The sequence below is a fragment of the Streptomyces luteireticuli genome, from assembly GCF_041519305.1.
Taxonomy (GTDB): domain Bacteria; phylum Actinomycetota; class Actinomycetes; order Streptomycetales; family Streptomycetaceae; genus Streptomyces; species Streptomyces luteireticuli.
This window is the reverse complement of sequence record NZ_CP167927.1, coordinates 2,202,716-2,217,692: the sequence shown is the minus strand read 5'-3', so window position 1 is coordinate 2,217,692 and position 14,977 is coordinate 2,202,716. Positions and strand designations below refer to the sequence as shown.

The following is a 14,977-nucleotide window of genomic DNA, read 5'->3' as shown; positions in this document are numbered from 1 at the left end:
GGCGCGCTAGAGTCCCCCGCGACGACGACGTTACTCATCGGTAGGGAGAGCGGGATGCGACTCGGAATCAACCTCGGCTACTGGGGCGCCGGGATGGACGAGGACAACCTCGCGGTCGCCCGCGAGGCCGACCGGCTCGGCTACGCGGTCTGCTGGGCCGCCGAGGCGTACGGCTCGGACGCGGCCACCGTCCTGTCCTGGGTCGCCGCGCAGACCGAGCGGATCGACGTCGGCTCGGCCATCTTCCAGATCCCCGCCCGCACCCCCGCGATGACCGCGATGACCGCCGCCACCCTCGACTCGCTCTCCGGCGGCCGCTTCCGCCTCGGCCTCGGCGTCTCGGGCCCGCAGGTCTCCGAGGGCTGGTACGGCGTCAAGTTCGACAAGCCGCTGGCCCGCACCCGCGAGTACGTGGAGATCGTCCGCAAGGCCATGTCCCGCGAGCGCCTGACCCACGAGGGCGAGCACTGGACGCTGCCGCTGCCCGGCGGCCCCGGCAAGCCCATCAAGCTGACCGTCCACCCGGTCCGCGAGCACATCCCGCTGTACATCGCGGCCATCGGCCCGAAGAACCTGGAGCAGACCGGCGAGATCGCCGACGGCGCCCTCGTCATCTTCTTCGCCCCCGAGCACGCCGAGGAGACCACGCTCGGCTCGATCCGGGCCGGCCGCGCCAAGGCGGGCAAGGACATGGACGGCTTCGACCTCGTCCCGACCGTCCCGCTGGCCCTGGGCGACGACGTCGACGCCCTGGCCGATATCTTCCGCCCGTACACCGCCCTGTACGTCGGTGGCATGGGCAGCGCCAAGCAGAACTTCTACAACAAGCTTGCGCAGCGCATGGGTTACGAGAAGGAAGCGGCCGAGATCCAGGAGAAGTACCTCGCCGGGGACAAGGCCGGCGCCGCGGCCGCGGTCCCCCGGAAGCTGATCGACCAGACCTCGCTGCTCGGCCCCGTCGAGCGCATCGCCGACCGGATGCGGGCCTACGCGGAGGCCGGGGTCACCACCCTGTCGCTGACCCCCGCGGGCTTCACGCTGGAGGAGCGGATCGCGGGCCTGCGGGCCGGTGTCGAGGCGGTGGAGCGGGCCGGGCTCGCCTGACCCGCCGATGGAGGGGGTCCGGCGGCCGTGGTGGGGGCTCGGGGGTGTCTTCCCCGCCACGGCCGACACCGAGCACAACGGCCCGTACGCCGCCGGGGTTACGCGCCGGGCGCGGCGCCCGGCGGACCGCCCGGTGGAAGCCGCCGCCCGCGCGCCGTCCGCCGTTCGGCGGAGCGCACGGGCGGTCCCGGCTGGCGCCCCCCTCGCCGCGGCACTTGACTGAGGCCCATCCGGAGGTGAGGGCCATGCTCACGGCCAGAAGTCTGTTCCAGGAGATCCTCGACGACGACGCGTCGTACCGGCTGTTCTGCTCCATCGCCGCCGGCGGCGAGGCGCAGGGCGGCTGGGAGAACGGCCGCATCGCCGCCCTGGTCCCCGAGCGGTTCCGCGCCCTCGCCCCCAAGATCGCCCGGCACGGCGCGGACGAGGACAAGCACGGCCGGATCTTCCTGGCCCTGCTGCGCAAGCGCGGGCTGGAACCCGTCGAGGTGCCCCCGGAGGCCGACTACACCATGCTCCTCGAACGCCGGGGCATCGGCCTGCCGCACGACAGGCTGCGCCGCGACGAGCCGCTGACCGAGCGGGACATCATCACCTACCTCGCCCACAGCCGCGTCACCGAGCAGCGCGCCGCCGAGCAGATGCGGCTGCTCGACCGTCACTTCGGCGACCACCCCGAGGTCGGCCGGGCGATCCGGATGATCTGCCGCGACGAGACCGACCACCTCGCCTACTGCCACGAGGAACTGCTGCGGCTGGCCGCGGCCGGGCACGGCCCCGTGATCCGCGCCGTGCTGCGCGAGAGCGCCCTCGCCGAGACCGGGGTCCACCGGGACGTCGGCCTCGCCGTGACGGTCCGCATGGGCCGCATCCTGGGCTGGCCCGGGGCCAAGTCCGCGGCGCTCACCGCCGGGATCCACGCGCTGCACACCGCCGAACGGCTCGGCGGCTGGCGGCGGATGGCCCGCCTGCGCATGCCGGAGCGGCGCAACGCGCTGGGCGGCGGCGGCCCTTCGGCCGAGTGCGCCTGAACGGCACCGCTCAACCTCACAGCCACCCACGGCGCTTGAACCACCGGTGCAGCCCGATGACCACCCCGCCCATCAGCAGGAGCGCCGCCGGATACCCCCAGGGCTGGCGCAGTTCGGGCATGTGCGCGAAGTTCATCCCGTAGATCCCGGCGATCATCGTGGGGACGGCCGCCATCGCCGCCCACGCCGAGATCTTGCGCATGTCGTCGTTCTGCTGGACGCCCATCTGTGCCAGATGGGCCGAGAGGATGTCCGTGAGCAGCCGGTCCAGCGCCTCCACGGCCTCGTTCGCCCGCGCCAGGTGGTCGCCCACGTCGCGGAAGAACGGCCGCGCGGAGTCGTCGACGAATGGCAGCGGCGCCCCGGCCAGTCGGGCCACCGGGTCGGCCAGCGGCACCGTGGCCCGCCGGAACTCGACGACCTGGCGCTTGAAGCCGTAGATCCGCATGGCGATGTTCCGGTTGTCGGCCCCCAACGGCGCGAACACCTCGGTCTCCAGCTCGTCCAGATCGTCCTGGAGCCGCGCCGCGACCTCCGTGTACTGGTCCGCCACCGCGTCGCCCACCGCGTACAGCACCGCCGTCGGCCCCCGCCGCAGCAGTTCCGGGTCCTCCTCCAGCCGCGCCCGGACCCCCGCGAGCGGGCTGCCCTCGCCGTGCCGGACGGTCACCACGAAGGAGTCGCCGAGGAACAGCATCAGTTCGCCGGTGGTCACGGTGTCCGCCGCGTCGTCGTACACCACGGGCTTGAGGACGACGAACAACGAGCCCGTGTAGACCTCCAGTTTGGGCCGCTGGTGCGCCTTGACCGCGTCCTCGACGGCCAGCGGGTGCAGCGCGAACTCGCTGGTCACCAGCGAGAGCTCGGCCTCCGTCGGCTCGTGCAGGCCGACCCAGAGGAACGCGTTCCCCTCCGCCCGCGCCAGGTCCAGCGCGTCGGAGAAGTCGGCCGGTGCCGCGGAGCGGCGGCCGTCCCGGTAGAGGGCGAAGTCCACGATCACGCGGGCATTCTCCACCCCCGGCCGCCGGCGGCCCGTCGTAGGCTGGCGCCCATGCCCACCCTGATCCTGGTCCGGCACGGCCGGTCCACCGCCAACACCGGCGGCGTGCTCGCGGGATGGACCCCCGGCGTCGCCCTCGACGCGCGCGGCACCGCCCAGGCGGCGGCCCTGCCCGGGCGGCTGCGGGACGTGCCGCTGGCCGCCGCCGTCACCAGCCCCCTCCAGCGCTGCCGCGAGACCCTGGCCCCGCTGGCCGCCGCCCGGCCGGAGCTGCCGCTGCACACCGACGAGCGGATCGGCGAGTGTCACTACGGCGACTGGTCCGGCCGCAAGCTCGCCGAGCTGGGCGAGGACCCGCTGATGGCCGTCGTCCAGCAGCACCCCTCCGCCGCCGCCTTCCCCGGCGGCGAGTCGATCCGTGCCATGCAGGCCCGCGCCGTCGACGCCGTCCGCGAGTGGAACGGGCGGATCGAGCGGGAGCACGGCCCCGAAGCCGTCTATCTGATGTGCTCCCACGGGGACATCATCAAGTCCGTCGTCGCCGACGCCCTCGGCCTGCATCTCGACCACTTCCAGCGGATCCACGCCGACCCCTGCTCGGTCACCGCGATCCGCTACACCCGGCTGCGGCCCTACCTGTTGCGCCTGGGCGACACCGGCGAGCTCGCCGGCCTGGCCCCGCACGAGGACGCCCCGGGCGCGGGGGACTCCGCGGTCGGGGGCGGTGCGGGGGCACCGTGATCGCCGTGCGCAGTAGGGTGGTGGCGCGGGCGCGCACCCCGTGCTCCCGGCCCGCACCGGACCGCTGACCGACCCCGACCAATGGAGCAGGACGTTGTCCCGTCAGGTCTTTCTCTACGATCCGCCGGACCGGTTCGTCGCCGGGACGGTCGGGCTGCCGGGCCGCCGCACCTTCTTCCTCCAGGCGACCGCGGCCGGCCGCACCACCAGCGTCGCGCTGGAGAAGGCCCAGGTCGAGGCGCTGGCGGAGCGCATCGACGAGCTGCTGGACGAGGTCGTGCGGCGCACCGGCGGCAACGCCCCGGTCCCGGCCGTCGCCCCCACCGAACTCGCCGACACCGCGCCCCTGGAGACCCCCGTCGAGGAGGAGTTCCGGGTCGGCACCATGGCCCTGGCCTGGGACGGCGAGGGGCAGCGCATGGTCGTCGAGGCCCAGGCCCTCGTCGAGCTGGAGGCCGACACCGACGAGGACCTCGCGGCGGCGGAGGAGCGGCTCCTCCAGGACGAGACCAACGGCCCGCCCATGCTGCGGGTGCGCATCACCGGCACCATGGCCCGCTCCTTCGCCAAGCGCGCCCTGGAGATCGTCAACGCCGGCCGCCCGCCCTGCCCGCTGTGCAGCCTGCCGCTCGACCCGGAGGGACATGTATGTCCGCGCCAGAACGGATACCGCCGCGGGGCGTGAGCCCGCAGGAGCTCCTGGCCAAGGGCGAGCTGACGGTCCGCGGCCGGATCCGTGAGGCGTCCAACGCCGTGCTCTACTGCACGGTCGCGTACGAGGGCGTGAGCGCCGCCTGCGTCTACAAGCCCGAGGCCGGGGAACGCCCGCTGTGGGACTTCCCGGACGGCACGCTGGCGCAGCGCGAGGTGGCCGCCTACGAGCTCTCCGAGGCCATGGGCTGGGGCCTGGTCCCGCCCACGGTGCTGCGCGACGGCCCGTACGGGCGGGGCATGTGCCAGCTGTGGGTGGAGGTGCCCGACAGCGCCGCCCAGGAGCGGCTGCTGGCCCTGGTCGAGGGCGAGGAGCCCGGCCCCGGCTGGAAGGCCGTCGGGTACGCGGACGTGGGGGAGGACCGCACCGCGCTGTTGGTGCACGCCGACGACGAGCGGCTGCGCCGGCTGGCCGTCCTCGACGCGGTGATCAACAACGGTGACCGCAAGGGCGGTCACCTGCTGCCCTCGGCCGACGGCCGGCTCTACGGCATCGACCATGGTGTGACCTTCAACGCGGACGACAAGCTGCGCACCCTGCTGTGGGGCTGGGCGGGCGAGCCGCTGACCGGGGAGGCCCTGGAGGCCCTACGGCGACTTTCGGCCGATCTGGCCGAAGGAAGCCCACTGGCCGACCGGCTGGCGGAGCTCATCACCCCGGCCGAGATCGGCGCCCTGCGGGCCCGGGTGGCGGACCTCCTGCGCACCGGGCGGCACAGGGAGCCCAGCGGTCAGTGGCCGGCGATCCCCTGGCCACCGGTCTGAGCCCCTCCGGGCTCTCTCCGATCTCCGGAGCGGCGGCCTCCGCTTCCGGGATTCCGTCGGTCCGGTTCGTATCCGGAACGTGCGTCCGGTTACGCTCAGGACATGCATGCCTGGCCCGCTTCTGAGGTTCCCGCCCTGCCCGGCAGTGGCCGCGACCTCCGGATCCACGACACCGCGACCGGCGGACGGGTGACCCTCGTCCCCGGCCCCGTCGCCCGCCTCTACGTCTGCGGCATCACGCCCTACGACGCGACCCACATGGGGCACGCGGCGACCTACAACGCGTTCGACCTGGTGCAGCGCGTGTGGCTCGACACCAAGCGGCAGGTTCACTACGTCCAGAACGTCACCGACATCGACGACCCGCTGCTGGAGCGGGCCGCCGCCAACGGTGACGACTGGGAGGCCCTCGCCCAGCGCGAGACGGCCCTCTTCCGCGAGGACATGACCGCACTGCGGCTCCTGCCGCCGCGCCACTACGTGGGCGCCGTGGAGTCGATACCCAAGATCGTCCCGCTCGTGGAGCGGCTGCGCGACGCCGGCGCCGCCTACGAGCTCGAAGGCGACATCTACTTCTCGGTGGCCTCCGACGCCCACTTCGGCGAGGTCTCCGGCCTGGACGCCGAGGCCATGCGCCTGCTCTCCGCCGAGCGCGGCGGCGACCCGGACCGCCCGGGCAAGAAGAACCCGGTCGACCCGATGCTGTGGATGGCCGCCCGCCCGGGCGAGCCCAGCTGGGACGGCGCCTCGCTCGGCCCCGGCCGCCCCGGCTGGCACATCGAGTGCGTCGCCATCGCCCTGGAGCACTTCGGCATGGGCTTCGACGTCCAGGGCGGCGGCTCCGACCTGATCTTCCCGCACCACGAGATGGGCGCCTCGCACGCCCAGGCGCTCACCGGCGAGCACCCCTTCGCCAAGTCCTATGTGCACGCGGGCATGGTCGCGCTGCACGGCGAGAAGATGTCCAAGTCCAAGGGCAACCTGGTCTTCGTCTCGGCCCTGCGCCGCGAGGGCGTGGACCCGGCGGCCATCCGCCTGGCCCTGCTGTCCCACCACTACCGGGCCGACTGGGAGTGGACCGACGCCGTCCTCGCCGAGGCCGTGGAGCGCCTCGGCCGCTGGCGCGCGGCGGTCTCCCGCCCCGACGGCCCGTCCGCCGACGCCCTGCTGGCGGAGGTCCGCGAGGCCCTCGCCGACGACCTCGACGCCCCCGCCGCGCTGGCCGCGGTGGACCGCTGGGCCGCCGCCCAGGCCGCCGGCGGCGGTACGGACGAGGGCGCGCCCGGCCTGGTGTCGCGCACCGTGGACGCACTGCTCGGCGTGGCGCTCTGACGCCGTCCGACCCCGGGGTGCCCGCCGCTGTCACAGCGGCGGGCACCTCTTTTTCGTCTCCCTTTCCGCCCGCCAAGCGGTACGCGTTGCAGTGGAGTTGACGGAGTATCAACTTCCGGATGTGTCCATCCGTGAAGGCCGGAGCGGATCCCGTGTGTCGCGGGCGGACCCTGTGCTTCGGTGGGCGCCGGTCGCGAGATCCGCTCACCGTCCGTCGGAGGGACACGCCATGCACCGCACCGCCGCCCGCCGCCCGTTCGCCCGCCGAAGACTGCTCGGCGCGGGTGCGACGGCGGCCGCCGGGGTCCTCCTCCCCGCCGCCCGGGCCGCCGCCGCACCGGCCTCCTGGCCGACCCGCTTCCCGCTCCCCGACGACTTCCGGCCCGAGGGCATCGCGATCGGGCCCGGCCCCTGGGCCTGGTTCGGCTCCCGCGCCGGCTCCTCGCTCTACCGCGCCCATCTGCCCACCGGCCGCGGCACCCTGCTGCCCACCCGCATGGACGGCCCCTCGCTCGGCATCAAGACCGACCGGCACGGCCGGGCCTTCGTCGCGGGTGCCTTCGCCCGGCAGCTGCGCGTGGTGGACACCCGCGACGGGGCCCTGCTGGCCTCCTACGAGGTGGGCGGACCCGGGACGTTGATCAACGACGTCGTCCTGACCCCCGGAGCGGCCTGGTTCACCGACTCCACCAAGCCGTACGTGTACGGCGTCCCGCTGGGCCCGCGCGGCGAACTGCCGCCCGCCCGCGAGGTGGTGGCGCTCCGGCTGGCGGGGGAGTGGCGGGAGGCGCCCGACGGCGGCTTCACCTCCAACGGCATCTCGGTGACCCCCGACGGCCGGGCCCTGCTCGTCGTCAACGTCTTCCAGGACGGCGGCAGCCTGCTGCGGGTCGACCCGCGCACCGGCGACGCGCGCCGCGTGGACCTCGGCGGCCACCGGCTCCCCGACGGGGACGGGGCCCTGCTCGCCGGCCGCACGCTCTACGTCGTCCAGCAGGTGCAGAACGCCGTCGACGTCTTCCACCTGGACGCCGCCGGCCTGCGGGGCGTGTGGGTCACCCGCATCACCGACCCGCGCTTCCGCATCCCCACCACCGTGGCGGCGTACGGGGACCGGCTCTACCTGCCCAACTCCCGCTTCACGGAGGAGCCTCCGCCCCGGGAGTACGACGTGGTGGCGGTGCGCAGGGTGCGCTGACGGGGGCATACGGCATGAAGCGGTGGTAACCGTACGGTAGTTGATCACATCTGGTCCGATTTCCTTGACCCCGGCGGACCGGACGATCAAGACTCGTCGCATACGGCCGTACTGTCCTTTTCCGTCCGGGTTGTATGCCCGGTCGCGTATCGGAGGTCATGCCGTCATGCCCGCGTCCCCGGAAGACGTCCCCACCGGCCCCAACCGCCGTCAGGCGCTCGGGCTTTTAGGCGGCCTTTTAGGCGGCACGGCCGCCGCCCTCGCCCTGTTCACCGCCAACGGGCCGGCCGCGCAGGCCGCCCCCGCGGCGGATCTCCCCGAGCGGGCACGCACCCTGCTCGGCAGGCTCACCCTCGACGAGAAGATCGCCCTGGTCCATGGGGCGGCCGACCCGAAGCGCACGGGCGCCGCCGGGTACGTCCCCGGCGTCCCGCGCCTGGGCATCCCCGAACTGCGGCTCACCGACGGCCCCGCGGGCGTCAACCTGGCGAAGCCGGCGACCGGTCTGCCGCCCGTCTCCACCCTCGCGGCCTCCTTCAACCCGGCGCTGGCCCGCGAGTACGGCGCGGTGATGGGCCGCGAGGGGCGCGCCCTCGGCATGGACCTCATGCTCGCCCCGCAGATCGAGCTCTCCCGCACCCCGCTGTTCAGCCGCGACAAGGACCAGGCGGGCGAGGACCCCTACCTCAACGGGGTCATCGGCGCCGCCCAGGTCCGGGGGATCCAGGCGCAGGGCATGCTCGCCCAGGCCAAGCACTTCCTCGCCAACAACCAGGTCCTGGGCCAGACCGGCGACTGGACCACCGGCGAGGGCGCCTATGACTTCCGCGTCGACGACCGCACCCTGCACGAGATCTACCTGCCCGCCTGGGAGGCCGTCGTCCGCGCGGATGTCGCCTCCGTCATGGCCGCCTACAACCACCTCAACGGCCCCTGGAACAGCGACAGCAGAGCCACCCTCACCGGCGTCCTCCGCGGCGAACTCGGCTTCGAGGGCTTCGTCACCTCCGACTGGGGCGCCACCCACGCCGTCTCCGTCGGGGCGGGCCTGGACCTGGAGATGCCCGACGGCTCGTACTTCGGCGACAGGCTGAAGGCCGCGCTCGCCGACGGCTCCGTCCCGCAGGCCGCGCTCGACACCGCCGTCGGCCGCATCCTCGGGCGCTACGACGCGCTCGGGCTGCTGGACGGCTCCCGCGTCCCCGCCCCTTCCTCGGTCGACGTCGAGGCGGGCGCGAAGGTGGCCCGCGAGGTGGCCGCCCAGGGCGCCGTCCTGCTCGCCAACTCCGGCTCCCTGCCGCTCGGCAAGGACGCCCTCGCCGGCCTCGCCCTCATCGGCCCGAGCGCCGCCCAGGTCCTGGTCTCGGCGGGCGGCGAGCGCGCGTACGGCTTCGAGGACCGGCTGATCGGTCCGCTGGACGCGCTCAAGCGCACGGCGGGGAACGGGGCTTCGGTCCGCTACGCGGTCGGCAACGACCTCACCGGCACCGCCGTGCCCGCCTCCGCGCTCCCCGGCGGCCTGAGCCGGGCGGCCGGTCCGGCCGACGCGACCCTCGACTTCACCGGCGACAAGGCGCTCCCCACCGGCTCCAGCCACACCTGGACCGGCGTCCTGCGCGCGCCGGGCACCGGCGAGTACCTGCTGGCCGTCCAGGGCTGGGGGGCCTCGCTGACGCTCTCGCTCGACGGCACGGAGCTGACCACCGCGGCCGCCCCGCGCGACAACTTCGTCCGCAAGTGGGCCACCGTCCTGCCCACCACGGACGGCCTCGACAACGGCCGTACGACGGTCCGGCTGACCGCGGGCCGCGACTACCGGCTCAAGGTCACGGCCGAGGGATGGGCGGCGGACGTCGCCGGCCGGGGGCCGGTGCAGGTCCGCCTCGCCTGGGTCACCCCCGAGCAGCGGGCCGCGCACGTCCGCGAGGCCGCCGCACTGGCGCGCTCCTCGCACACCCCCGTCGTCTTCGCCTGGAACGGCTCCGGCGGATCGATCGGCAGCGCCGACGACTTCACCTCGCTGTCCCTGCCCAACCACCAGGACGACCTGATCGCCGCCGTGGCCGCCGCCAACCCCCGGACGGTCGTGGTCCTCAACACCGGCGGCCCCGTGGCCATGCCGTGGCGGAGCGCCGTGGGCACGATCCTGCACGCCGGGTACGTCGGCCAGGAGGGCGGCCGGTCCACCGCCGACCTGCTCCTCGGCCGCACCAACCCCGGCGGGAGGCTCGTCGTCACCCACCCGAAGCAGCTCACCGACCACCCCGTCCACGACCCGGCCCACCCCGAGCGCTACCAGGGCGTCGACAAGGTCGTGACCTACAGCGAGGGCGTCTTCACCGGCTACCGCGGCTTCGACAAGGCGGGTACGGAACCCCTGTTCCCCTTCGGCCACGGCCTGTCGTACACGAAGTTCGCCTACGACGCCCTCAAGATCCGCGCGGACGGCTCCGGTTACGCGGTGACCTTCACCGTCACCAACACCGGCGACCGCGCGGGCGCGGACGTCCCCCAGGTCTACCTGGGCCCGCCCGTGACGTCCCCGGTGGAACTGCCGCTCCGCGCCCTCGTGGGCTTCGAGCGCGTCGAGCTGAAGCCGAGGGAGTCGCGCGGCGTCACGGTGCGGATCGGCGAACGGCAGCTGTCGTACTGGGACGCGGCGCACGGGAGTTGGGTCCGGACGCAGGGGGCGCGGCCGGTGTATGTGGGCGCGTCGTCGCGGGACGTACGGCTGACGGGCAGCGCGGGCTAGGCGTCCGGCGCGAGCCAGGGCATCCGGTGCACCAGCTGGTCCCGCAGCCGGGTCAGGCCCGCGATGCGCTCCTCCAGCTCGGCCACCCGTTGTGCGCCGACCACGTAACCGTCGGTGCACAACGGGGAGTAGGTGAACACCTCGGGGAAGTCCTCGTCGAGGTAACGGACGAAGGCCTTCACGTCCTCCACGGTGAACCCGGAGGCGAGCAGGTCGCGGATGTTGCGGACGCGGGCCACCGCGCCCTGTTCGTACGTGCGGTAGCCCGTGCCCGTCCGCTCGGGCACCAGCAGACCCTGCTCCTCGTAGTAGCGCAGGGCACGGGTCGTGGTCCCCGTCCGCTCCGCCAGTTCCCCGATCAACATGCGGTGAACGGTAGGGGTTGACGCGTACGTCAGGGTCAAGATGTGAGCCGGACCACGGTCTTGCCCCGGTATGCGCCGCCGACCAGGTCCAGCAGCGCCTGCGGGGCCGCGGCCAGCCCGTCGATCACATTGAGGTCATGGACGATCGCCCCCTCGTCCAGCCAGCGCCGGAACAGCGTGCCGAACTCCCCGGTGCGCTCCAAGTGGTCCCAGACCGTGAAGCCACGGATCGTCAGGCGCTTGGCGAGGACGGTGAGCAGGTCGCCGGGGCCCTCGTCGGGGCGCGCCGTGCTCTGCCGGTTGAGGGCGCCGCAGACGGCGATCCGGCCGTGGACGTTCATCACCTCGATCGCGGCGCGGAGCTGCTCGCCGCCGACGTTGTCGAAGCAGACGTCGACGCCGTCCGGGGCGGCCTCCCGGAGCCGGTCGAGGACCGGGCCGTCGTGGTGGTCGAACGCCGCGTCGAAGTCCAGCCGTTCGGTGAGGTACGCGACCTTCTCCGGCGTGCCCGCGCTGCCGATCACCCGCCCCGCGCCCAGCAGCCGGGCGATCTGCCCGGCCATGCTCCCGGTGGCTCCCGCCGCGCTGGACACGAATACGGTCTCGCCCGGCCGGAGTCCGGCGACGTCCACGAGTCCCGCGTAGGCGACGAGCCCGACGCCCAGGTGCGCGGCGGGGGAGGGCAGGGCGTCCCGCTCCACGCGGCGGAAGTCCCCGCCCCGGCCGACGGCGAACTCCCGCCAGCCGAGCCGGTGGACGACCAGGTCCCCTGCGGCGAGCACCGGATCCGTGGAGACGGCCACCTCCCCGACGGCGTCCCCGTACATGGCCTCCCCGAGCTCGTACCGGGGCATCGGCAGCCCGGATTCGCCGGCGATCAGCATCAGCATGCCGGGGTCGAGGGACATGTAGAGGTTGCGGACGAGGACTTCGCCGGGCGCCGGGGCGGGCACGGGGGCCTCGACGAGGGCGAAGTCGGAGGGAAGCGGGAGGCGGCCGTCGGGGCGGGTGGCGAGACGGACTTCGAACCCGGTGCGGGGTGTGATCGCGTTCATGGGGAGGACGCTAGGGATTGACGTGGGGGTGAAGGTCAAGCCGATGGTGAAGGTCGAGCCGACGTCGACGCCCCATGGTCGTGCACACGACAGATGCGATAGGCATGCCCCCATGGACAATCGCACCCGATGGAGAACAGCGATCGTCACCACCGTCGTCGCCCTCGCGGCGACCCTGACCGGCGCCCCGCCCGGCACGGCGGCGCACGCCGACGCCCCCGCCCCCGAGGAACACACCGTGGGCGACGTGACCGCCTTCACCGCCACGCCCACCGAGTTCCGCATCGAAGCAGGCGCGGCCACCGCCCGCATCCGCTTCCCCGCCCCCGAAACCCTCCACCTCGAACTCGCCCCCGACGGCACCTTCGCCGACCCCACCGGCCAGGACATCGTCCTGCCCCAGGGCCCGCCCCCGCCCACCCGCTGGCGCGACCGCGGCGACCACTACGAACTGAGCACCTCCGGGCTGACGTTGCGCGCCTACAAGAGCCCCCTCCGCTTCGCGCTCCACCGCGCCGACGGGACCCGCCTCTGGTCCGAGACCAAGGGCCTCACCTGGACCGGGGACCGCACCACGCAGACCCTGTCGCGCGGCGCGGCCGAGCAGTTCTACGGCGCGGGCATGCAGAACGGCCGCGGCAACACCTCCCACCGCGGCAGGAAGACGGAAGTCGGCGTCGACTACAACTGGAACGACGGAGGCCACCCCAACTCCGTCCCGTTCTACCTCTCCTCGGCCGGCTACGGCGTCTACCGCAACACCTACGCGCCCAACACCTACGCCTTCGACGACCCGGTCACGGCCTCCGCCCAGGAACGCCGCTTCGACGCCTACTACTTCGCGGGCCGCACCCCCAAGCAGGTCATCGGCGGCTACACGAAGCTCACCGGCCGCCCCTTCCTCCCGCCCCTCTACGGCCTGGAGCCCGGCGACTCCGACTGCTACCTGCACAACAAGAACCGCGGCGAACGCCGCACCCTCGACGCCCTCAAGGTCGCCGACGGCTACACCGGCCACGATCTCCCCCTCGGCTGGATGCTCGTCAACGACGGCTACGGCTGCGGCTACGAGAACCTCCCCGAGGTCACCAAGGGCCTGGACGGCCGCGGGATGCACATGGGCCTGTGGACCGAGGACGGCCTCGGCAAGCTCGCCGATCAGGTGAAGTCCGGCCAGCGCGTGGCCAAACTGGACGTCGCCTGGGTCGGCGACGGCTACAAGTTCGCCCTCGACGGCTGCAAGGCGGCGTACAAGGGCATCGAGGACAACAGCGACGCCCGCGGCTTCACCTGGGCCCCCGAGAGCTGGTCCGGCGCACAGCGCTGCGGCGTCCAGTGGTCCGGCGACCAGAAGGGCTCCTGGGACTACATCCGCTGGCAGATCCCGACCTACGCGGGCGCCACGATGTCCGGACTCGCCTACACCACCGGCGACATCGACGGCATCTTCGGCGGCAGCCCGAAGACGTACGTCCGCGACCTCCAGTGGAAGGCGTTCCTCCCGGCCGTGATGACGATGGACGGCTGGGCGACGAGCGACAAGCAGCCCTGGCGGTACGGCGAGCCGTACACCTCCGTCAACCGCAAGTACCTGAAGCTCAAGGAGTCGCTGCTGCCGTACATGTACACCTACGCGGCCGAGGCGGCCCGCACGGGCGTCGGCCCGGTCCGTCCGCTGGCACTGGAGTACCCGGACGACCCGAAGGCGGCGACGGACGCGGCCAAGTACGAGTTCCTGAGTGGTGAATACTTCCTCGTCGCCCCGGTGTACGAGGACAAGGAGACCCGCGACGGCATCTATCTGCCGCGCGGCACCTGGACGGACTACTGGACGGGCCGTACGTACCGGGGCCCGACCACCGTCGACGGTTACCGCGCGCCCCTGGACACCCTGCCCCTCTTCGTGAAGGAGGGCGCGAACATCCCGATGTGGCGCGGCATCCGCTCGTACCGCGACCGCACGGCGGACTCTCCGCTCGCCTGGGACGTCCACCCGGCGAGGACCCGCTCCTCCTTCACCCTCTACGAGGACGACGGCGTCACGCGCGCCCACCGCGAGGGCGCGTACGCCCGCCAGGAGGTGCGGAGCCAGGTGCTGGACGGCGGCGGGGTGCGGATCGATGTCGGCGCGTCCGTCGGCCGGTTCAAGGGCAAGCAGACCGCCCGCCCGTACGAGTTCACCGTCCACTCGCGCACCGCGCCGGCCGCCGTCACCCTCGACGGCCGCCCGCTGCCCCGCGGGAGCTGGCGCTACGACCCGTCGGACCGGGGCGGAGTCGTTCACGTCACAACTCCGGCCCGCACGACCGGTCGTCCGTTTACGCTCATGCTGAGGACGGGCTGACGGCCCGGTTGACGAGGAGAGACGCATGAGCGACGCCACCACCCCGACCGTGCACGACGAGGTGCGCATCGAGGCCGTACCGTCCGAGGTCTGGAAGCTGGTGAGCGACATCGGGCTGCCCGCCCGGCTGAGCCCCGAACTCCAGCGCACCGCCTGGCTCGACGGCGCCACCGGACCGGAACTGGGCGCCCGCTTCGAGGGGTTCAACCGGCACCCGGTGGCCGGCGAGTGGCGGTCCGTCTCGCATGTGGTGGCGCTGGAGCCGGAACGGCGCTTCGGCTGGGCGGTCACGAAGGACGACGCCGACGACCCCGCCACCGCCCTCGCGATCTGGACCTTCGAACTCCACCCTGAGGACGGCGGCACCCGGCTCTCCTTCGCGGCACGGGTCTGGCCGGAGCGCACCAAGCTGGGCGCCATGATGGACGGCGCCCCGGAGAAGGCGCAGGAGATCCTGGCGGCGCGCCTCGGCGAACTCGGCGCGGGCATCGGCGCCACGCTCCAGGGCGTGAAGAAGCTCGCGGAGGAAGCGGCGGCCTGAGCAGGTTCCGAGGGGGGAACTCCCGTGCGAGCACGGGC

At 73.4% G+C, this 14,977-nt stretch carries 12 protein-coding genes and 1 pseudogene; 10 read left to right on the top strand and 3 right to left on the bottom strand.

The window, feature by feature from the left end; all coding sequences use genetic code 11:
* The first annotated feature begins 54 nt into the window (after window positions 1–54).
* On the top strand, window positions 55–1,104 hold the full coding sequence (locus AB8735_RS09195; protein WP_344024965.1) for an LLM class F420-dependent oxidoreductase: 1,050 nt from the start codon (window positions 55–57) through the stop codon (window positions 1,102–1,104).
* A 245-nt stretch (window positions 1,105–1,349) separates the two neighbouring features.
* Window positions 1,350–2,135 (top strand): ferritin-like domain-containing protein, encoded by a 786-nt coding sequence (locus tag AB8735_RS09190; RefSeq protein WP_372406568.1) that lies wholly within the window; start codon window positions 1,350–1,352, stop codon window positions 2,133–2,135.
* A 16-nt stretch (window positions 2,136–2,151) separates the two neighbouring features.
* On the opposite strand, the gene AB8735_RS09185 is transcribed toward AB8735_RS09190, so the two are convergent.
* The gene (locus AB8735_RS09185) at window positions 2,152–3,135 is read right to left on the bottom strand and encodes a magnesium and cobalt transport protein CorA (protein ID WP_372406566.1); all 984 of its coding nucleotides are present in this window, start codon (window positions 3,133–3,135) and stop codon (window positions 2,152–2,154) included.
* Between the two features lie 51 nt (window positions 3,136–3,186).
* On the opposite strand from AB8735_RS09185, the gene AB8735_RS09180 reads away from it, so the two are divergent.
* From AB8735_RS09180 to AB8735_RS09155, 6 genes are all read left to right on the top strand, one after another.
* Window positions 3,187–3,876 (top strand): histidine phosphatase family protein, encoded by a 690-nt coding sequence (locus AB8735_RS09180; RefSeq protein ID WP_372406564.1) that lies wholly within the window; start codon window positions 3,187–3,189, stop codon window positions 3,874–3,876.
* A gap of 94 nt (window positions 3,877–3,970) precedes the next feature.
* Entirely contained in the window at window positions 3,971–4,561 is a 591-nt protein-coding gene (locus tag AB8735_RS09175; protein WP_344024973.1) for a DUF3090 domain-containing protein, read from the top strand.
* Window positions 4,525–5,352: an SCO1664 family protein gene (locus AB8735_RS09170; protein ID WP_344024974.1), complete on the top strand. Its 828-nt coding sequence runs from the start codon at window positions 4,525–4,527 to the stop codon at window positions 5,350–5,352. Before AB8735_RS09175 ends, AB8735_RS09170 begins: the two co-directional genes overlap by 37 nt.
* A 102-nt stretch (window positions 5,353–5,454) precedes the next feature.
* On the top strand, window positions 5,455–6,684 hold the full coding sequence (gene mshC, locus AB8735_RS09165; RefSeq protein WP_372406562.1) for a cysteine--1-D-myo-inosityl 2-amino-2-deoxy-alpha-D-glucopyranoside ligase: 1,230 nt from the start codon (window positions 5,455–5,457) through the stop codon (window positions 6,682–6,684).
* Between the two features lie 229 nt (window positions 6,685–6,913).
* A complete protein-coding gene (locus AB8735_RS09160; RefSeq protein ID WP_344024978.1) occupies window positions 6,914–7,882 on the top strand; it encodes a superoxide dismutase in 969 nt (322 codons plus the stop codon).
* 166 nt (window positions 7,883–8,048) lie between these two features.
* Window positions 8,049–10,634 (top strand): beta-glucosidase, encoded by a 2,586-nt coding sequence (locus AB8735_RS09155; protein ID WP_372406560.1) that lies wholly within the window; start codon window positions 8,049–8,051, stop codon window positions 10,632–10,634.
* Here the strand turns inward: AB8735_RS09155 and AB8735_RS09150 are convergent.
* Together AB8735_RS09150 and AB8735_RS09145 are read right to left on the bottom strand one after the other, a co-directional pair.
* Entirely contained in the window at window positions 10,631–10,999 is a 369-nt protein-coding gene (locus tag AB8735_RS09150; RefSeq protein WP_372406559.1) for a MerR family transcriptional regulator, read from the bottom strand. The genes AB8735_RS09155 and AB8735_RS09150 overlap by 4 nt on opposite strands.
* Window positions 11,000–11,034: 35 nt before the next feature.
* A complete protein-coding gene (locus AB8735_RS09145) occupies window positions 11,035–12,054 on the bottom strand; it encodes an NADP-dependent oxidoreductase (protein WP_372406557.1) in 1,020 nt (339 codons plus the stop codon).
* 112 nt (window positions 12,055–12,166) lie between these two features.
* On the opposite strand from AB8735_RS09145, the pseudogene AB8735_RS09140 reads away from it, so the two are divergent.
* Window positions 12,167–14,386: pseudogene (locus AB8735_RS09140) on the top strand (TIM-barrel domain-containing protein); the annotation flags it as partial.
* 37 nt (window positions 14,387–14,423) lie between these two features.
* A complete protein-coding gene (locus AB8735_RS09135; protein ID WP_372406554.1) occupies window positions 14,424–14,939 on the top strand; it encodes an SRPBCC family protein in 516 nt (171 codons plus the stop codon).
* Window positions 14,940–14,977: the final 38 nt, after the last annotated feature.